Source organism: Pseudomonas lactis (assembly GCF_001439845.1).
In the GTDB taxonomy this organism is placed as follows: domain Bacteria; phylum Pseudomonadota; class Gammaproteobacteria; order Pseudomonadales; family Pseudomonadaceae; genus Aquipseudomonas; species Aquipseudomonas lactis.
The window spans coordinates 224,195-241,118 of sequence record NZ_JYLO01000009.1; the positions used below are offsets into that span (position 1 = coordinate 224,195).

Sequence of the window (16,924 nt, forward strand, 5' to 3'; positions counted from 1 at the left end):
AGTTCGAGGAAAAGTCTCTATGAGTGCGCTGAGCAACTACAATCGGCAAATTCATTTGATGCGTCAGATTCACGAAGCCAGCTACTACATAAGCAAAGCAGAAGAGCTTGGTCACCCTCATCTCTGGAATTCATACATCGCGATCCTAGACTTCTTGGGATACTTCAAAAGTGCACTCAATTCGTATGCGAAATGCTTTGTGGAGGTAGGGAAGGGGCGAAGCAAGCTCGAAGCGTCCTCAATTTTTAAATCGGAGCCAGCGTACCTGGAACAACACAAAAAAATTATGGATTTGCGCCACACCTACGTAGCGCACAATGACGAAAACGAGTTTGAATCGGTGACAGTTCATGAGGAGGACGCGCCAGGAGAGCTTATGCTTCACCTGCAATACAAAATTTCTTTTCCTTTTGATCGCCTGTATGAACTTCGTAAGTTGATCCGGATAGTAGAGCTTCATATTGTTGACCGTCAAAAGGGACACCTAGCTGCGATTGGGCGCGAGGTTGGGAAACCAGTGCGAGTTTTAGAAGGAAATGAGTTGTGAAGAGCGATCTCTAAATAGAGCGCCCACCTGCAAGTCGAAATGAATAGGAAATGACTTGATGAAAGTGAAAACGCAAATACCTGTTTTCAAAACACCACGCGATATCGCGCTTAAGCTGTTTCGCGAAGCTGGACGGGTGTGGAACGCGCCAGATTTGCAGTCCATGGGTGACCACCTCTTCAATTTTTGTGTGACTAACTCGTCACTTCGAGATTGGTTACTGAAATCAAAGGGGATAACGGGAGACCACGTCTTTTTCGAATCTTGGCGCGCAAAAGCGAGCGGTTTGTTTGGCGAGTGCGCAGACATAGCCAATGCTTCCAAGCACCTTGTTGTGAAAAAGACTGAGGTTACAGCCGTTACGGAGAACCTGGTGGGTCTCGGTCCGAATGGAGTGATTGCAGGTTCAGAGCAGACCAGGGAGACCTTCAACATTGTGTTGAGCAGTGGCATTACGATTGATTTGCTTCTTTTCATTCACAAAATTTGTATGGAGTGGGAAGGAGAGTTTAGTTCTGATCCAGACCAGAATCCGCTGCCGCCCCACGGCAGTTTTCTACTTACTCGGGCCTAAGAAAAAATCCCCCATGACGCAGCTGATCGAGGCGCTACGCGCAACTGCCACCAAGTGGCGAGCAGGCAACAAAGAGCACCCTGATGGTGTTGTGCTGGTTTGGGAAGGTGAGGTCTACGGCTGGAAAAACGAACTGCGTGATCCGGCAAGCGAACGCCCAGGTTCATACGCTGTAGACATGACCGGCTTGGTCTTCAAGGCCGAAGGCGGCGACGACTACAACGGTGCGAAAGCGTGGATAGCGGTTGACCCTGACGCGCACTAGGAAAGCTTAAGCAAGCTCAATGATTCGCAAGCTGACAACAATCTGGCCGCACGCTTTCTCAGAAGCACTGGAAGAGTGCATATAGCTGCGTTGCAGGCCATTCTAGATGAACTGATCGACCGTGCCGGTTGTAGCGCGCTGGAATAGGTAGGAACATCTCACCATGGAATATCACAACCAGTAGGAGAACTATATATGAATGGGCTTCTTGAGAATGGAGTGATTCCGCTATGTATAGGACTACTCCTGTTGAGCGGTGCTTTGTGGGTCTTTCAAGTCGCCATGGGCTAAGTACTGCACGAGCGTCGACGTAACCAACATTAGCGGAGATAAGCACATGCTCAACACCCCTCAAACAGCAGCTGCAGGTGATGGGTGACCTCATCCAGGACATGGCCAACGTGCTGGAGGATGGTACCGATGATGCGCCCTTGGCCTTCTTCGAAGCCTGTGAGGATCTGCAGCTGCAAGTCACTCAGTTGATGCACGCGACGTTCCTGGCTGTGCAGCAAAAGCCAGAGCCTAAGCTTTAGTACTTCACTTTGTACGTCGGTGAATCCTCCGGCCGCTGACCACGTCGGTCATACAAGCGGGTGGTGCTGATATTGGCGTGCCCCAGCCACACCTGGACCTTGGCGATATCGGCGTCATGCTCCAGTGCATTGGTTGCGGCCGTGGCACGCAGACCATGCACACCCAGCCCGTCGACTTGGATGCCTGCAGCCTTTGCCCACTGCGCAACCACCTTATAGATGCCATCGGCGCAGATCCCGGTACCGGTGGTGCGACCGCGGATCGAGCGAAACAGGGGGCCATTGCCCGGTTCGCGGGTGATGTCCCGTTCCAGATACGCATGAATGCGCTCGGCCGCGACCGGGTGCAATGGTAAATAGCGAGTCTTACCGCCTTTCCCTCTTACCTGCAGGTGCTTGATACCGCGACGGTCCTGCAGGTCGCCGGTCATCAGCTTAGCCGCTTCCTCGCGGCGTAGGCCGTGGTACAGCAGCACGGCCAAAATAGCGCGGTCACGCATGCCCTTGAGCGTCCAGCCATCCGGCGCGGACAATAGCAATTTAGCCTGGTCATCCCCGAGTGCAGGCGTCTTGCCTTCGTTGGTTTCAATCCGTGGCCGTTTCACGCCGTGCACGGGGTTGCCGCCGGCGACTGCATTGTTCTCCAGGAGGTGATCGAACAGGCTGGCCAGCGCGGCCAGTTTGCGCCGGATAGTGGCCCCGGCCAGGCCCCGGGTTTCCAACTGGGCGCGCCAGGCCAGCACGTGCGCGCGGGTGACCGCGCGGAATTCCTCGGCACCGGTGAGCCCGACAAAGCCGCAGAAGTCTTCCAGGTCATTTTGATAGGCGCGGCGGGTGCGCGGGTTGTCGATATTGGCGAACCATTCCACCGCTGCCGGCACACCGGCCAGCTGCTGGAATTCCACGGCGCTCAGCCGACGTTCACCGATCGGCAACAGCACGGCCGTGGACTGGGGGGGAGTGAGGTCGGTCATGGAATGCCCGGCCCTGCAGGTCGACCAGCCGCGTGTTCAGCGGCGACCCACTCCCAGTATTCACGGATCAGACGTTTGTCTTCGGCCTCGGGCACCAGGTGCTGCCAGCGCGCTTGTTCCAGCTCCATCGCCTGGATGCCGCGCAGCTCGTCCTCGATCACGGCGCCGGCCGCAGCAAATCGCCGGCGGGCCCGGTCCCAGAACCCGTCGGATGAGGTGTACTGGTACAGCGGCACAATCGGCACCTGGTGCGTGCGCCACAGGAGCCACAACACGGCCATACCCATGCCCTGCCCCTGCTGCGCCGGCTCAATTTCAAGCATGTTGATGTACAGCCGATCGCCCAGCGGATTGATGCCGTAATCGACGTGGCCAACGCGATGGCCACCGACCTCGATATCGTCCAGGTAGTCGGTACCGGGAAACACGAAGTTGCCCCGGGGGGATTCTTGCCGGCGGTTCACCAGGTACACGCATGCTGCCGCTTCATTCAGGGTTTTTACTGCGCGTCTACGGAAAAAGGCGTGCACCGGCTCAAAAATCGACATACGGCCACCCCTGTTAAAAAGTCGTGATAACGTATTTTATCACGACTTATCGGACCATCGAGCGGCGCGGCATAAACCTGTCAAAAGGTGACTGACAGCGATCATTTGGTCGCGAAAGAGGTGGAAGTTTTGACATCGTGGAAAAGGCCCGCACGTGCGGGCCGTCGAGTATCGAGAGGGAGCGAGGCTCGACTGATGCAGTGTAGTTCAGCGCGGCGTCATCGATTCAGAGCGCCGCTGCACATTTTTTTGAGCTAGCCAATCAATGGCTGATAACAACAACACCCCATCAGCTGGTCCCTCAAGCTTTACGGAGCTGCCCGTCGTGTTGTCTGTAATTATGACAGTAGGAGTGGCCGTAACCCCGGCTTTGACGGCCTCCTCGGCCTGCTGGCCGACACGCTGGGCGATCACTTTGTCGGTGGCTGCACAGGACAACAGGGCCTGGTTAGTAACACCAACAACTTTCAGATGCCCATCGAAACCCTCACCGTTGCTACGGGTCCGGTCAAAGATCTGGTCAATGGCTTGCCAGAAGGCAGGTGCGCCACCAAGCGCCCCCGCACATTCAGCGAGCTTGGCTTCGTGTAATGCGGTGGGACCGTGCACATCCAGTGGCAGATGATGCCACTGCAGGTTTACATCCTTCTGCTGCTGTATCCAGGTTTTCAACGCAGGTGTGTACGTCTTGCAGTAGGGGCACTCCAGATCCGCGAACTCAGTCACAGTCCAGCGTGCTTTGGAAGGACCAAACAACCACGGGCCTGTGTTGTGCGGGGATGGTATCTCACTTCGAGTGAGGGCTAAGCAGGCCATCGATGTGCCTGCCAAAACGCACCCCAGCATCAACCAATATTTGCGAAGGCCTATCATGCCCGAGCCTCTGCTGGCTTCGATGAAAGCAGCGCTTGTTTACGAAGGGCCTCAAGAAGAGCGTTCTCAGCATTCTCGGGTTGTGGGTGCTGTCGCAGCCAATTGGCTAACACCGCGTGAAGTTGGGACTCGATGTCACGACGATCCACCGCACGAACCAAGACCTGTTGCAGTTGCTCTATCAAAACGGGGGCACACACCTCAAGGGTTTGAAGGGCGTCTTCACCCGGTTGTTCAAGCAGCTGGGTCAGACTTTCTATCAGGTTCTGGGTCAGGGAATTCAATGCTCTCATGCTTGGCGCTCCAAGGCCGTGACTTGCTCGGGGAAAGTAATGATGTGAGGTTCGATACCGCGATAGCGGTCAAGCGTTGCAGCAACTTCAATGGCGGCATCGAGCTCGCTGCAGCCTTTGGCTTGCATGATGTCGAAGCGTTGCTTTTTCTCTTCCGGCTCGGTCATGGCCAGGGCCAGATACAAACTCGGTGGTACCGCCCGGAATAACATTTCCATGCTTTTGGACAACACGACGCCCTCGGTGAATTTGCCGCTTTCTTTACGCGCTGACAGCATCATCGACTTCTGTGCAGGAGTCAGTTCACGAAACCGCGCGATCTTCTCCACCTCATCAGGCGGCATGTTTAAGCACATCCACCATTCGATCATGTTGAGCAGGGCTGAGGCCTCTGGCGGCACGTCGTCAACGTTCTGGGTGGCCATCCAGAACCAGGCGCCGAGCTTTCGCCACATTTTGGTAATCTTGACGGAGTAGGGGGATAGGAGTGGGACCTTCAACTGGATGTGGCCTTCGTCGGTGAAGCAGATCAGCGGACGGCCTTTAAACTGGTCACGCTCGGCAATGTTGTTGACCGTGTTGAGCAGGGAAATATAAGCGATGGCCATCTGTGCGCTATAGCCTTCTCGCGCATAGGTGGCAAGGTCGACAATGGTAATGTCCGCTTCTGGCCATGGGGTGCCAGGACGGTTGAACATGTCGCCTTCGGTGCCCATACAGAACATGGACAAGGCTTCCGCCATCTCCAAGAATCGTGAGCTTCGGGCGTCTGGAATACCGGGCTCTAGTCCCATTTCTCGCAGCGCTTCACGGATATCTTCCGGCAGAACGATACGTTGTTCCGTCACGCATTTTTTCGCTGCATTCAGGATGCATTGGCGGATGGCGCTACGGTCGGCACGAGTAAGACGGGCATCCTCTTTTTCTTCACCACCGGTGATCATCAGCCTGGCCGCAATTTCCATCTCGCCCAGGATGTCGCGTTGTTCATCCTCGGTCTGGCTAGTCAGATGTTCGTCCGACGCCTCAAGATCATCAGCTTGGATAATCTTCACGTTTTGGCTGGGCTCGATGAGCTTCACGGCATCAGCGAATGGCGCGAGGCTGACACCCGATCCAGGGGCAAGTCGAACCCGGTTTACTGTCAAACCCAACTTTTTGGCGAAATCACCGAGTAAGCCGAAGCTGTTGCCAGCCTCCACAATGAACAGACGTGGCCGATAGATGGCAATGATTTGGCTGAGGATGTTTGTCGCGCTGGCCGATTTACCTGAACCCGTAGGCCCGAAAATGAACAAATGCGCATTCATCTGTCGGTCCAGCTTGTTCAGTGGGTCGAAGGTTATCGGCGCTCCCCCACGGTTAAACAGGGTAATACCCGGGTGCCCGGTACCGGTCGACCTACCCCAGACGGGGGCCAGGTTCGCAATGTGTTGGGCGAACATCAGTTGTGCGTACCACTCCAGTGCTTTGCGCGCATTGGGGTCGAAGTTGCCGGGTAGCCATCTAAGATAGGAGTTCAGCGGTGCCACTTCATCCCGAGGTTCCACCGGCTCCATGCCCGCACCCAGCAATGCGCTGCTGAGTTGCAAACTGCGTTCGTGCAGTTGGGCATCGTCTTTACCCCGCAGGTAAAACGCTACGCTACCTCGGTACAGCTTGTGCTTGCGCCCGAGCAACTGACGGGCGGTGGCGACGTCTTCGCGTGTCAGGATCGAGGCCTGAGTGTCTCCAACTGCCTTGCGTGAAAGCTGTTCCAGATGCCCTTCGAGAATGTCCTGCGGGGTGATCACGAGAGTGATACAGAGAATGGTGTCCTCTGGCATTTTGTCGAACAGCGCGTTGAGCGCATCACCACCCTTTCGGGTTTCACCGGTTAAGTGCCCGGTCTTGGGAGCATCCCTCAAGCGGTCAAGCATCACCACCTGATGAGGAAGGCCGTCGAAATACCACAGACCTTTCTCGATATCTGACAGTGGTTCGCGATAAAACAGGTTTTGCGAGAAGTCAGTGCCGCTGGCGAGCGGCAGCTCGCCCTCTGCAGCACCAGGTATTTGCTTGCATACCAATTCGTAGAAGCGGCGAATATCTGCATCGGCAGGGCCAAGATGATCGGGACGTGGATTGAACCAATGAATCAGCCAATGGCGAATGGCGTGGCCATCCATGCGATGGGTTTTAATGCCGGCGTTCGCCAAGCCGCCCACCAAGCGATCACAAATGATTTTCAGGTAAGGACCTGGCGCCTGGCCTCGCACATCCGCTTGCGCGCCTTGGGTACGGCGGTAGACAACAACACGGACGCGGCGCTGCTGGCCCCTCCAGGGCAGTTGGCTGACCTTGGTGTCTTCAAACAGCCCGCCTGGTTTGGAGATGGATTCCAGGTGTTGCTTCATCAGCTTCAAATAAAGCTCGGTGAATGCACTGCCTTGTGCGCGTGGTTGAACGTAGTCATGCAGTTGCTGAAGGTAATCGTCCCAGCTGGTTTCGTCCTGGGCATAGAGCTGAACCACCCAGGGTGAGGTTTCAAGCTCGTCGAAGGAGTCCTGAAGGGCGTTTTCCAGGGCGTCGCGGGCCTTGCGTAACCATTCGGGATCCCGACCTTCGGTACCAATCGGTGTCAGCTCAAAAAAGGCAGCGCGTGACACGCCGTCTTCCAATAGCATGGCTTTTTCTGCAGGCAGGTAATCCACCCAGGGCAGTAGGTCTACGAAGGAGGGGTTGACGTCGTATAGACGGTCAGCATCAGCGGTTGTGGCTGGCTTTTTCTTTGGGTTACGCCAATCGCTCGGCGATGGAATACCCATGGCAGCAAGGCGTTCGTAGTAACGCTCTGTCGCAGCCTCAAACGTCTCGGTGGCTGGTCCCTGCACATCGTCAGATAACGGCGAACCTGGTGTTACGCCAGGTTCCACACGCTCTGTCGCCCGTCGCGTTTTGAATCGTTCAAAAAAACCCATCAATATGCCTCCGTGCGTTCGCCAGGCATGGCGTATTGCACCCGCTGATACAGCGGAAACACCGTGGTGTAGCCTGGGATCGGTGCCGGGTCTGAACCCGCTAAATGAGGAAAGACGTACATCACCAGGTCGGGATTGGGTAGGCGTTTAAATTGGCTGTAGATCTCGTTTTGTGCGGTACGTGTGAACATGGTGCTGTCTGTTTCCCTCGTCTCCAGAGGCCGACGAAGATCTTGGCGTGCATCGAGCAATTGGCGGCTGCTCGAGCTGCTTGAGCCGCTGGAACCTTGATCCCAAACGTCCATCATTGTGCGGTCCCCATGGGGGAGCAATTCGTCTTTGTTGGTGGAACAGGCCGAGGCGAGTAGGGCGATGGCCAGGTATGCACCTAGTTTTAAGCCATGATTAGTCAAGCGCAGTCGAAACATGACGGGCTCCTGAGCGATAGTTGACCTTGCGGCCATTGAGTTCGTAATCGATGGTCAGTTGCTGGTCCAGGTGCACAGCTATCTTTGCCCCGGGTTGTACATACACCGCTGCGAAGGCTTGCCCGTAGAGTTTGTTGACCCAGCTGGAGACGTCATTGACGCCCTGGCCAATGATTTTGCCCATGGCTTCACTGCCCGAGCCGCCGACAGAACCGATGGTCCCGGACTGAGGGTTTATAAAAGAGCCGCTGTTTCCATCTGACTTGATGAGGGAGGCAGCACCTGCGCCGGCGGCGGTAATCAGTACCTGCGAGCCAATGTATTGCGAGGCGTTGCTTTTGCGGTCGCCACTGATACAAGGAATGCCATAGGCATCGCTTATCCAGCCCAGGCCACCCTGAATGGTGGTTTGGTTGCCATTGTTCTGGTTGTTACTATTTTGACTGCTATTCGTTTCTTCTTGAGGTTGTGGCAGCGTGCGCACAGTGCCGTCATTGAAGACGAACGTCAGGCTTTTTATCTGACCGCGTACGCAAGACAGGGTCCAATCGCCGGAAGCCGTTCCGCTGGCCACCGCGCCGGCGACGTCGGGCAAGTCGATGCCGTTGGCCGTGAGATTGTCCGGCCCAATCAATACCTTGAACGGGTAGGGGTCGTTGACAGTGCCGTCAATGGGCACCCGGCCGATCAGCGCGGACATAGCCACCGAACCCATCAATGTCGAGTTCTGCGGCAAGGTATAGACCTTACGCACCTGTTTGCGGGCCTCCTGTGGCGAGATTTCATTCGCAACACTTTGAGCGCCCGTGCGCAGTGCATTTTGTCCTCGGTCCACGGACTCGCCAAAAGAGGTCGGGAAGTTGAAGCCGCTTGCCGTTTGATTTGACCCGGCAGCGATGGGCTTGCCGTTGACATCGACCGGCGTTGCGTCCTGCGGCTCTATCCAAACAACGTCCGCGCCGGGTCCGCCTTTGAAGCCTTGACCGTCACCTGGCTGAACGCCGAAGCCGATCGGCAAATCAGATCCAGACTCATTGCCACTGCCCGATTTGCTGCTCAGGGTATTGTACTGCTGCTGCAGTGTGTCCAAGAGGGTTTGGCTCTGTTGTTGCGCCTCCTGCTTCATCGTTTGCTGAACGTTCTGCAGTTTGTTATCGACGTTGAGGTCGATGTTCTGCAGGCGTTTTTGCAGCTCGATGTTCTGTTGCTTTAGCTCGTCATTGTTCTTCAAAGCATTGGAGACTTGGTCCTTGAGTTGTCTGCTTTCCACGACAATGGTGCGCAATGTGTCGCTGGGTGTATCTCCGTCAACCCCAAGCTTTTTAGCCTCCTTGGTACTAAGTACAACCTTTTCCGGCGCATGAACCTGTTGATCGGCACTTTCGCGATTGAATAATTTGACCACTACGTATATCGCCAGGATCGCGAACGGTATGACCAGGTATTTAACAAGTGGATTACTCTTCACGACGGCCTCCCTTCGGATCGATCTGGCTGATGGCGGCCGGCAATAACGATTCGGCTAGACCATGGCCGCGGGTCACTAGGTAGACCGTCGAGGTGTCGCTAGAATCACCTTTGGCGCCAAGGTAGGGATGCTGAAAAGTCGCGGTGACAAAGTCACCCATCAGGTCACGCGGATCCAATGTGAGGTTTTGGGCGCTTGTGTTACGTAGCTTCACCGCCGTGACCCAATACTCGTCTAACCGCCACGACCCCAACGCAGAGGCTTCGACCGGCAATGTCGGCATTAGGGTGGTGAGGTCCAAACCGCGCTTCAGATTGATCTGAGCAATCCCCTCCACGGGCTCAACGGTGCGTAGGGGCGCGTAAAGCATCTGTGCGGCATAGCGCGTCATGACCACCGGAAGTGGGGTCTCACGACGCGGTTTCGGCGCGTCCTCATCCTCTTCGGCTTGAGCGCTGGCTTGGGCCGTGGAAGAAGTTGCATGGTTGCTTGTAGGTTTGGCGTTGACTTGGCCGTAACGCGGGGCGGGACTGTCCCCGGCTACAATTTTAGCCGGCTCGGATGCGACCTGATTCGGTTTCCCTACCGTTGCGATGATATCCACGAGCATGATCTCACCGGAGTTCATGTTCTGCAGCTGTAAGCGAGTCGGTTCAATCGGCTCTTTCGCCAACAGGTAGAGGGCACCACCGGTGCTCTGCACGCGCAGTTTGTCGACGAGGTTACGAGGCAGACCCACCCGTACGTTTTGGTCCACAAAGACAATACGCTCCTGACCCACGATCAAGGGCAGTGCTATAGGGATACGATCCCAGCGCAGGATTTCGACGGCGTTGGCCAACCCGCAGAAGTGAAGGGCTAAGAGCCCGATGATCAGTAGGCGGCGTGTCATCATTTGCCTCCTGCTCTGGTCGTTTCTGCGGAGACTTCGATGCGTTGTGGATTACTGCTATAACAGTCCCAGGCCAGGCCGAATGGGTTTTTTTCGGGATCGACGTCAGATCGGATAATTCGTAATGGATAGCGAGCAAATGCCCGCTTTACGCGCTCCCCGCCGTAGTGCTCGTCAGCGGTGATATCCAGGTTGACGGTCCAGTCATTGATGCTGTGCTGCTCAATATGTTGCTCAGACTTATCGTCGATGCCTCTGCCTGGAATTTCAAATACACCCCGTTCACGTTTGCGCAGTTCCCCGCTATTGCGGCGTAGCTCGAAATCTTTCTGCAAGTAGGCTTTGCAGCTGGGAGTCAGGTAGCTTTCCAAGCGGGTAATGTTGTCCTCGTAGTCGGTTTCACCGTCAACGGGCCAACGGTTCATCTGCTGAAAAATGTACAGACCGAAGGCGTATACCGACTCCGGTGGAATATCCCACCACCTACGGGTGCTACCTGAACGTAGATCTGGAGGTACATGAACAGTTAGGTCACGCGGTGCGCTCTGCCAGCCATAAGCCATGTACAGACCCAGTGCAATGAGAAAGCCAATGACCATGCGCAGGCTGTTGATGTGGGCCAGTTGGGCGTCTACTTTTTTACGGTAAGTCATTGAACCTCCGTTCGATGACAGGTCCACGCACCTGTACGAGTAATCAGCAGGGCTTTATTCCAGGTCGGAAAAAACCGCGCGATGTTCAATTGCATCTGGCGGTATAGCCATGTATCAGGTCGGCCGCGTTTCCACCGACGCAAGAAACGACTGGCAAGAAACAGCCCTAGGACAGCACAGAGCATGGCGGCGCCGATGATAAGTGCCCAAATCTGGGTCAATATCGCGGCCGGAATACCGATAACCAGCCCTGCGCCGGTACTTAACGCCAAGGTGGCCCACATTTCGTCAGCGGTAAGGCCGCCCATAATGACTGGCTGGTTGTTCAATCGCACAGGGAGGAAAATCAGGGTCCCATCGTCTGAGAGTTCTGTCATGGCCACGGCTCTTTTAAAGAATATTTGAAGCCTTGGTGACCAGAAAAATGGCGACACCGAGGATGGCGACGCCAACGGCGGCTGTCGCCCCCAGATCTCCCCATTTTTTCTTGCCAAGTTGAATTTCGTGGTAGGTGCCGAAGGCATGCCAAGCAACGCCACTGAAAATGACGGCGCAGATGATGAGGCCAAGCAAAGTAAAACCGTCAAAGGCGTAGTTCTGCATGGTTTGCATCAGGTTAGAGCCTTCCCCCCGGGTAGGAGGCTGAGACTGCGGAAGAGCCGCCATGGCCAGTTGGGGGAGAGCAAGCAACCCGATCAGCATGCGGCCCGGTTTTAAGAATGAAGTCATGGTGTATCTCCCATAGGGTCAACTAAGAACAAATGTGGTGAGGATCATGCAAAGCAGTAGGATGCGGACGACCGAGGTCGAGGCAATCGTTCGATCAAGGTTGCCAGTGGCCCATCCTCGGTAGCAGCTCCAGATAGCCCAGGCGCCCCACATAAAGATGATGGCTACAGCGACGCCGACAAAAAACAGGTAGCTCGTCGAGGCAGGGAATCCTCCCGCCGCTTGAAACGCAGCAGCCTGAGCGCCGCTCATGCTCATGGCTTGGGTCCTTCGGTCGTGTATTGGCCTGACAGCTCAACAGGATCACGAGGCTGGGCTCGGGTTGGGGTTAAATAGCCCTCCAACCCATGACGAATTCGAGCGATATCACCTGCTAGACGCTGGTAATCGAAGAAGTAACGCTTGCCAGGTTCGTCGGCCACTTGAGCGCTACGACGTGCGGTGTCCTCAAGGGCATTTAACTGGCGGATCATCACGTCCAGGTTGGCCTGTTCGGAGGCTGAAGCAGCGGTCGCATGAGAGACAGGCAGGCCGCATCCAAAAAGTGCGATGAGGCCTGGCAAGGCAAGTCGGCAAGTGAGTGCAGTGAGACGCGGGTACTGGATCACGGCTGGGCTCTAGTCATTCCTGATGCCGTCAGCTTGCCGTGATCAAGCTATGGTCGCCGCAAGAAAACCATATTCAGGACTGTAAGGATTTCTTCTGAAGGTACCGACACCATCAATCACAGTGGATAGGGCGTTTGAAGAACAGCAGATAGCCGGTGGGCAAGGCGAATCCGTAAGCCCAGCCTTGGGCGTTTTGATTGCCAACCTTGACTTCTCCTTTGACCACGGGCTGGACGCTGACCAGCTCCCAGCCTTCGCTGCCTAATTGAGCAAGGCGGTTTTGACGTTCAGAATCTTCCAGAAAACCCTGGGTGTCGGGTTCAGTGGTGGGCTCTTCGGACTTGAACATGAAGAGCTTTTTGGTTTTGACAACGTACTGAAAGGGAGAGAATTCAGTGTAGTATTCAAATTTCTGACGGCCCATGGCGACGTCCTCAATGTGCAGAGCTACCAGGGTTTCAATAATGAGCGCGTGCCAGCAATCTGAAATAGTTTGCTGCTAAGCGCGTGATTTCTGAGGTTGGAGAGCAGAGGTCCGAGCATCGACATAGCGCTGCATGATAGAAAGCACCATCGAGTTCAACGCTAGAATCTTCATCCCTCGCGTCACCGCCACGTACAGCAAATTCAACTCGTCATCTTTACGACCTTGATCGATATCGGGTGAAAGCGGATCAGCGCTAAAGTCGTCATACAGGCTGACAAAGTCCCACTCCAGCCCCTTGGCTTTGTGCCCAGTCGTGAGTGTCACGGTGGCGTCTAGCTCGTTATCTACCGAGCGGGAACGTAAGGTTTGGATCCGCTGGGGCAGGTCCGGATAGGCTGTAATAATCTTGATCGATCGCAACATCTCCGTATCCTGGCTTACCTCGGCTATTTCCACGTACTGTGAAAAGTCCCGGTAATCTCGCAACAGTCTGCGGTTCTGCACGTCCTGGTTACGGTTGCGGCTGAATAGGTATAAATCTTCTAGGTCGCGTAACGAGTAGCTGTCGATACCGCCGACCCAGAAAATCTTGGGGTTTCTTGCGACCAGCTGCAGGGCGTTCTCGATGACGCCGATCACGGTACGATGGATAAACGTGCGATGCGGTAGCTCTTCAGGCAGAGCCCGTTTAACCAGGGTGTTGCAACCTAACCCCTGCAGCTTTCGTGTCTCACCCTTGTAAAAAAGAATGATGTTGGCCACATGCGCGACGGCAGGGCCGAAGCGAAAGCTTTGGGTCAGGTAGTGACGTTCAGCGTCGGCCATCCGGTCGCTGTTGAGCGCATCTTCTGCGCCGCGGAAGCGATAGATCTGCTGGTGGGGATCGCCGACTGCCACCTTGCGGACACGTTGTATTTTTACTATGTCGGCAATAACTTGGTTCACGTCGCGTCTAACCGACGGTGCAACGATCCAGTATGTGAACGAGCCCCATGAAAGACAGGACACCGTTTCCCCTTTACGTGTTGCCGCTGACCGAAAACTGACCCCGGCAGCAAGGCTTGCTTGGATCAGTCGTACTAGCTCGTCATGCAAATTGGGGAGTGTTACGTGCTGGTTGTACGAAACCTTGCTTGGAAAACGACGCATTCGATCCCGCGCTCTCAATTGATGTCGGATAAACGTTGAAATTCGAGAAGTAGGAAATGATCCTCTTGCTCGAACGGTAATTCCGGGTAAGCGCCATTTCTCTTATCGGGATTCCAACCTCGGCACGAAAATCAGCCACCGGAACTGCGTAGCTACCGAGGGAGCCGCAGATAGTTTGGTTTGGATCGCCGACGATGAAGGTCTTCGTTCGCCCCGCTCCGGCACGCAAAATAGTGGTAAGAAGGCCATACTGAATTGCTTCGTGTCCTGACACTCGTTTACCAGGACATATGAGAAAACCGGAGCGAGAGCTTCAGTTGCCCTGCAGCTTCATACGCTGAAATAGAATGTCTGTGGACGATTTACTTGATGTCGCTGCAAAATTGTTAGAAAAATGTCGCGATCGGTGCGCATTCTTAACTGGACTCGACTCGAAAATGACGATGCTGTTTGTTTTTCTCCGGCTAATCCCGCCTAGTTTTGCCTCACCACCACCGTCCCGAATTATTTTACGAGCGCAGGAACCACATGCAAGTGGTCCAGTTTAAAACCTGAAAACCGATTGTGGATGGGAGCTTGTCTCGTGATGACGCTATCCTGGAACAACGCGCTGCATTGCCTTGACGCTACGGCCGGACTCGTTATGTTCCGGTTGAACTTATCGGATGCTGTCTGTCCCCTTCATCGGGTTTGACTGTCAGTGCACATCTACAAGTGAGGTTAAAACATGATTTGGTTTCTCGAAGGGCAGTCTAGCCAGCGCGACATTATTCAAGGTGCGCGTGATGCGCTGCCACCTGAAGTGAAAATTTTCGCCTCGCATCGCGACGATCGCCCTGAAATCACGGCCGGTGCAGATATGAGTTTCATTGAGCCTCGTGGTTCTGAAGATCGGATCTCGTGGGTGATTTCAACTGCGCGAACCTATGGCATTAAAGTAATCCTGGCAGGTCGATTGGGGGGGGTATTTGAGCAGGCTCGGGCTCGATTCGAGGAAGCTGGCCTGGTGCTGGTAACCGGTGGGACATCGATGCGTACCTTCGACCTCGTTGATGACAAGAGCAGGTTTACTGCTGAGGCAGAGCGTGCTGGCTTGGCTTGCGTGCCGGCGATTACTGCTACGAATACTGAGGAAATGTTTGCTGCTTACCAAACTCTTTTGGCATCGGGTGAGGTGTGCGTAAAACCTTCAATCGGCATCTATGGTCAAGGCTTTTGGCGTTTCAAAGAGGGAACTGATTCCTTTCGCTGCTTCGCTGATCCCGATGCACGGGTTGCGAATTTCGCAACATACATGCGTGCTTACAGCGAAATCGCATCGCCGCCAGCGATGCTTGTAATGCCTTACATGCCCGGGAGCGAGTGTTCGGTCGATATGGTCTGCGAAGCTGGCCGAGCGATCGCGTTCGTGGCCCGGAGGAAGACCGGCGTCCATCAGATTTTTGAAAACGCTGGTGCAGCGGTTGAGCTTGCACTCAAAGCGGCCGAGCATTTCCAGTGTGACGGCATTGTGAATGTTCAGACAAAGGATGATGCGCAGTGTATACCCCACTTGTTGGAAATTAACCCGCGCTACTCTGGTGGCGTTGGTTATACCCGGGAGGCTGGCGTCAATTTGGCGGGTATATTTGCTACGCGCCGCCTGAATCTCCCTGAGCCAGCTACCGTTTGGCGGCCAGACGTACGTGTGAAAGGGGTCACCGTTGCAGCTGTAGTGCCAAAATGACATCCTGAGGCATTGAGAAACCTGAAGTTTGGTACCATTGCAGCGCGGTGATTTTAGCACTTAAGGAGTAATCAAGGAATGATGGTGCTCGCGCCAGGCGCAAACACTGCGGTATCAAGTGCACGGAGTGAATGGACTCTGGAATGCGGGAACTCCTCGGCTTTCGGGGAGTACGCTGCGATTGCCATACTGCCGGTAAATGACAAACGCCAACCCACTGGTGAGGCTGCCCTATTTCAGACGTCACAGTCTTGGATGGAGTGGAGCGGCGACCAAGCAAAGGTTGGTTGTAAATTGAACTTGTCAGCCCTCCCGTCCGGTAGCGATCGGCTACTTCTCATCGCATACTCTTTTTCTGCAGCAGGACCGGTAAGCGATCTTCGTTCGTTGCACCTACTTGTTGACGAACAGATTGAATATAGGTTGGACCTTCGCGATAACGGTGAAGCGGCGATCATTATCGGCGAATTCTACATCCGCAATCAGCAATGGAAGTTTCGCGCACTGGCTGAGGGTTCGGCTTATGGTTTAGCCGCTCTAGGCCGCCGCATCGGGATCGATATTAATGACGCTCATCCAAAAGGGCGCAGTAGCTCTGCGGAGGCTGACCGCGCACGTACGGGCGCAACCGGCACTGGTTTCGCTGTTTCCCAGCACCATGTGCTCACCTGTGCTCATGTAATCGAGGGCATGAGTGACATATTCATTTCCTCCTTTGAAGGTCGTTATCGTGCAGAGCCGGTCGTCGTTGATCAGCGTAATGACATCGCTCTCCTCAGAGTGATGGAGTCCCCTGTCCTCAGATCTGTCTCTTTTAAGGACGGCTCCGGCTGCGACTTGGGCGAATCTGTAGTCGCGCTGGGTTTCCCTATGTCGGGTTTCGCCGGCGGTGGTGTCCACGTGACCCAGGGCGGCGTGTCGGCGTTGTTTGGCCTGCATAACGATTCTAGCCTTCTACAATTTACTGCGGCTATTCAACCTGGCTCTAGCGGATCTCCTTTATTTGATTCGACAGGCGCTGTTATCGGTTTGGTAACTTCTACAATGCCTGATGCTCAAAATATGAACTTTGCCGTTAAAGCGTCTTTGCTCCTCTCCTTTCTGGATGCGTGCCGCGTTGATGCAGTTCAAGCATCCAGCAGCAGGACGTTCACAACTGCTGAATTAGCACGTTCGGCCCAAGCATCTATGTGGCGCGTCGAAGCCAAGAATTTTTAGCCCCTATTTTGACTTGAAAGCTGCGGAAGAGACGTTAGGTTATCGACCTCACGCTACCC

At 54.9% G+C, this 16,924-nt stretch carries 20 protein-coding genes and 1 pseudogene; 6 read left to right on the forward strand and 15 right to left on the reverse strand.

What is annotated here, in order from left to right; all coding sequences use genetic code 11:
• Window positions 1–19 precede the first annotated feature (19 nt).
• The 4 genes from TX24_RS17275 to TX24_RS32165 all read left to right on the forward strand — a co-directional run bounded on the left by TX24_RS17275 (window position 20) and on the right by TX24_RS32165 (window position 1,919).
• Window positions 20–547: a hypothetical protein gene (locus TX24_RS17275; protein ID WP_057710718.1), complete on the forward strand. Its 528-nt coding sequence runs from the start codon at window positions 20–22 to the stop codon at window positions 545–547.
• A gap of 58 nt (window positions 548–605) precedes the next feature.
• The gene (locus tag TX24_RS17280) at window positions 606–1,121 is read left to right on the forward strand and encodes a hypothetical protein (protein ID WP_057710719.1); all 516 of its coding nucleotides are present in this window, start codon (window positions 606–608) and stop codon (window positions 1,119–1,121) included.
• A 13-nt stretch (window positions 1,122–1,134) separates the two neighbouring features.
• Window positions 1,135–1,386, forward strand: coding sequence for a hypothetical protein (locus TX24_RS17285; protein WP_057710720.1), 252 nt, complete (start codon window positions 1,135–1,137; stop codon window positions 1,384–1,386).
• 371 nt (window positions 1,387–1,757) lie between these two features.
• On the forward strand, window positions 1,758–1,919 hold the full coding sequence (locus tag TX24_RS32165; protein WP_167348427.1) for a hypothetical protein: 162 nt from the start codon (window positions 1,758–1,760) through the stop codon (window positions 1,917–1,919).
• Here the strand turns inward: TX24_RS32165 and TX24_RS17290 are convergent.
• The 15 genes and pseudogenes from TX24_RS17290 to TX24_RS17355 form a co-directional block, all read right to left on the reverse strand.
• Window positions 1,916–2,893 (reverse strand): tyrosine-type recombinase/integrase, encoded by a 978-nt coding sequence (locus TX24_RS17290; RefSeq protein ID WP_057710721.1) that lies wholly within the window; start codon window positions 2,891–2,893, stop codon window positions 1,916–1,918. The genes TX24_RS32165 and TX24_RS17290 overlap by 4 nt on opposite strands.
• Entirely contained in the window at window positions 2,890–3,441 is a 552-nt protein-coding gene (locus TX24_RS17295; protein ID WP_057710722.1) for a hypothetical protein, read from the reverse strand. The genes TX24_RS17290 and TX24_RS17295 overlap by 4 nt, the downstream gene beginning before the upstream one ends.
• Window positions 3,442–3,648: 207 nt before the next feature.
• Complete coding sequence (locus TX24_RS17300) at window positions 3,649–4,314, reverse strand: DsbA family protein (protein ID WP_057710723.1); 666 nt, start codon at window positions 4,312–4,314, stop codon at window positions 3,649–3,651.
• The gene (locus TX24_RS17305; RefSeq protein WP_032877928.1) at window positions 4,311–4,607 is read right to left on the reverse strand and encodes a hypothetical protein; all 297 of its coding nucleotides are present in this window, start codon (window positions 4,605–4,607) and stop codon (window positions 4,311–4,313) included. The genes TX24_RS17300 and TX24_RS17305 overlap by 4 nt, the downstream gene beginning before the upstream one ends.
• Window positions 4,604–7,567, reverse strand: a complete 2,964-nt coding sequence (locus TX24_RS17310; protein ID WP_057710724.1) for a conjugative transfer ATPase — start codon at window positions 7,565–7,567, stop codon at window positions 4,604–4,606. The genes TX24_RS17305 and TX24_RS17310 overlap by 4 nt, the downstream gene beginning before the upstream one ends.
• Complete coding sequence (locus TX24_RS17315) at window positions 7,567–7,995, reverse strand: TIGR03751 family conjugal transfer lipoprotein (RefSeq protein WP_057710725.1); 429 nt, start codon at window positions 7,993–7,995, stop codon at window positions 7,567–7,569. The genes TX24_RS17310 and TX24_RS17315 overlap by 1 nt, the downstream gene beginning before the upstream one ends.
• Complete coding sequence (locus TX24_RS17320) at window positions 7,973–9,463, reverse strand: TIGR03752 family integrating conjugative element protein (RefSeq protein WP_057710726.1); 1,491 nt, start codon at window positions 9,461–9,463, stop codon at window positions 7,973–7,975. The genes TX24_RS17315 and TX24_RS17320 overlap by 23 nt, the downstream gene beginning before the upstream one ends.
• Window positions 9,453–10,355 (reverse strand): TIGR03749 family integrating conjugative element protein, encoded by a 903-nt coding sequence (locus TX24_RS17325; protein WP_057710727.1) that lies wholly within the window; start codon window positions 10,353–10,355, stop codon window positions 9,453–9,455. The genes TX24_RS17320 and TX24_RS17325 overlap by 11 nt, the downstream gene beginning before the upstream one ends.
• Window positions 10,355–11,008, reverse strand: a complete 654-nt coding sequence (locus tag TX24_RS17330; RefSeq protein ID WP_057710728.1) for a PFL_4703 family integrating conjugative element protein — start codon at window positions 11,006–11,008, stop codon at window positions 10,355–10,357. The genes TX24_RS17325 and TX24_RS17330 overlap by 1 nt, the downstream gene beginning before the upstream one ends.
• Window positions 11,005–11,385: a TIGR03750 family conjugal transfer protein gene (locus TX24_RS17335; RefSeq protein WP_008437403.1), complete on the reverse strand. Its 381-nt coding sequence runs from the start codon at window positions 11,383–11,385 to the stop codon at window positions 11,005–11,007. Before TX24_RS17335 ends, TX24_RS17330 begins: the two co-directional genes overlap by 4 nt.
• Window positions 11,386–11,398: 13 nt before the next feature.
• Window positions 11,399–11,737 (reverse strand): TIGR03745 family integrating conjugative element membrane protein, encoded by a 339-nt coding sequence (locus tag TX24_RS17340; protein WP_008437401.1) that lies wholly within the window; start codon window positions 11,735–11,737, stop codon window positions 11,399–11,401.
• An 18-nt stretch (window positions 11,738–11,755) separates the two neighbouring features.
• Window positions 11,756–11,995, reverse strand: a complete 240-nt coding sequence (locus TX24_RS17345; RefSeq protein ID WP_032877922.1) for a TIGR03758 family integrating conjugative element protein — start codon at window positions 11,993–11,995, stop codon at window positions 11,756–11,758.
• Window positions 11,992–12,300 carry an integrative conjugative element protein, RAQPRD family gene (locus TX24_RS30945; protein ID WP_153839004.1) on the reverse strand — a complete coding sequence of 103 codons (309 nt, stop codon included), beginning with the start codon at window positions 12,298–12,300 and terminating at the stop codon, window positions 11,992–11,994. The genes TX24_RS17345 and TX24_RS30945 overlap by 4 nt, the downstream gene beginning before the upstream one ends.
• A gap of 157 nt (window positions 12,301–12,457) precedes the next feature.
• Window positions 12,458–12,769, reverse strand: a complete 312-nt coding sequence (locus TX24_RS17350) for a hypothetical protein (protein WP_057710729.1) — start codon at window positions 12,767–12,769, stop codon at window positions 12,458–12,460.
• 75 nt (window positions 12,770–12,844) lie between these two features.
• Window positions 12,845–13,723, reverse strand: a pseudogene (locus tag TX24_RS17355) (3'-5' exonuclease); the annotation flags it as partial.
• 925 nt (window positions 13,724–14,648) lie between these two features.
• Between TX24_RS17355 and TX24_RS17360 the strand changes: the two are divergent.
• Both TX24_RS17360 and TX24_RS17365 read left to right on the forward strand, forming a co-directional pair.
• On the forward strand, window positions 14,649–15,647 hold the full coding sequence (locus TX24_RS17360; protein WP_057710730.1) for an ATP-grasp domain-containing protein: 999 nt from the start codon (window positions 14,649–14,651) through the stop codon (window positions 15,645–15,647).
• Between the two features lie 78 nt (window positions 15,648–15,725).
• Window positions 15,726–16,865 (forward strand): trypsin-like peptidase domain-containing protein, encoded by a 1,140-nt coding sequence (locus tag TX24_RS17365; RefSeq protein ID WP_057710731.1) that lies wholly within the window; start codon window positions 15,726–15,728, stop codon window positions 16,863–16,865.
• The last annotated feature ends 59 nt before the right edge of the window (window positions 16,866–16,924 follow it).

Bases quoted from the DNA above. Each gene is read 5' to 3' on its own strand.
- TX24_RS17275 (WP_057710718.1), top strand. From the start codon at position 20: ATGAGTGCGCTGAGCAACTACAATCGGCAAATTCATTTGATGCGTCAG.
- TX24_RS17280 (WP_057710719.1), top strand. From the start codon at position 606: ATGAAAGTGAAAACGCAAATACCTGTTTTCAAAACACCACGCGATATC.
- TX24_RS17285 (WP_057710720.1), top strand. From the start codon at position 1,135: ATGACGCAGCTGATCGAGGCGCTACGCGCAACTGCCACCAAGTGGCGA.
- TX24_RS32165 (WP_167348427.1), top strand. From the start codon at position 1,758: ATGGGTGACCTCATCCAGGACATGGCCAACGTGCTGGAGGATGGTACC.
- TX24_RS17290 (WP_057710721.1), bottom strand. From the start codon at position 2,893: ATGACCGACCTCACTCCCCCCCAGTCCACGGCCGTGCTGTTGCCGATC.
- TX24_RS17295 (WP_057710722.1), bottom strand. From the start codon at position 3,441: ATGTCGATTTTTGAGCCGGTGCACGCCTTTTTCCGTAGACGCGCAGTA.
- TX24_RS17300 (WP_057710723.1), bottom strand. From the start codon at position 4,314: ATGATAGGCCTTCGCAAATATTGGTTGATGCTGGGGTGCGTTTTGGCA.
- TX24_RS17305 (WP_032877928.1), bottom strand. From the start codon at position 4,607: ATGAGAGCATTGAATTCCCTGACCCAGAACCTGATAGAAAGTCTGACC.
- TX24_RS17310 (WP_057710724.1), bottom strand. From the start codon at position 7,567: ATGGGTTTTTTTGAACGATTCAAAACGCGACGGGCGACAGAGCGTGTG.
- TX24_RS17315 (WP_057710725.1), bottom strand. From the start codon at position 7,995: ATGTTTCGACTGCGCTTGACTAATCATGGCTTAAAACTAGGTGCATAC.
- TX24_RS17325 (WP_057710727.1), bottom strand. From the start codon at position 10,355: ATGACACGCCGCCTACTGATCATCGGGCTCTTAGCCCTTCACTTCTGC.
- TX24_RS17330 (WP_057710728.1), bottom strand. From the start codon at position 11,008: ATGACTTACCGTAAAAAAGTAGACGCCCAACTGGCCCACATCAACAGC.
- TX24_RS17335 (WP_008437403.1), bottom strand. From the start codon at position 11,385: ATGACAGAACTCTCAGACGATGGGACCCTGATTTTCCTCCCTGTGCGA.
- TX24_RS17340 (WP_008437401.1), bottom strand. From the start codon at position 11,737: ATGACTTCATTCTTAAAACCGGGCCGCATGCTGATCGGGTTGCTTGCT.
- TX24_RS17345 (WP_032877922.1), bottom strand. From the start codon at position 11,995: ATGAGCATGAGCGGCGCTCAGGCTGCTGCGTTTCAAGCGGCGGGAGGA.
- TX24_RS17350 (WP_057710729.1), bottom strand. From the start codon at position 12,769: ATGGGCCGTCAGAAATTTGAATACTACACTGAATTCTCTCCCTTTCAG.
- TX24_RS17360 (WP_057710730.1), top strand. From the start codon at position 14,649: ATGATTTGGTTTCTCGAAGGGCAGTCTAGCCAGCGCGACATTATTCAA.
- TX24_RS17365 (WP_057710731.1), top strand. From the start codon at position 15,726: ATGATGGTGCTCGCGCCAGGCGCAAACACTGCGGTATCAAGTGCACGG.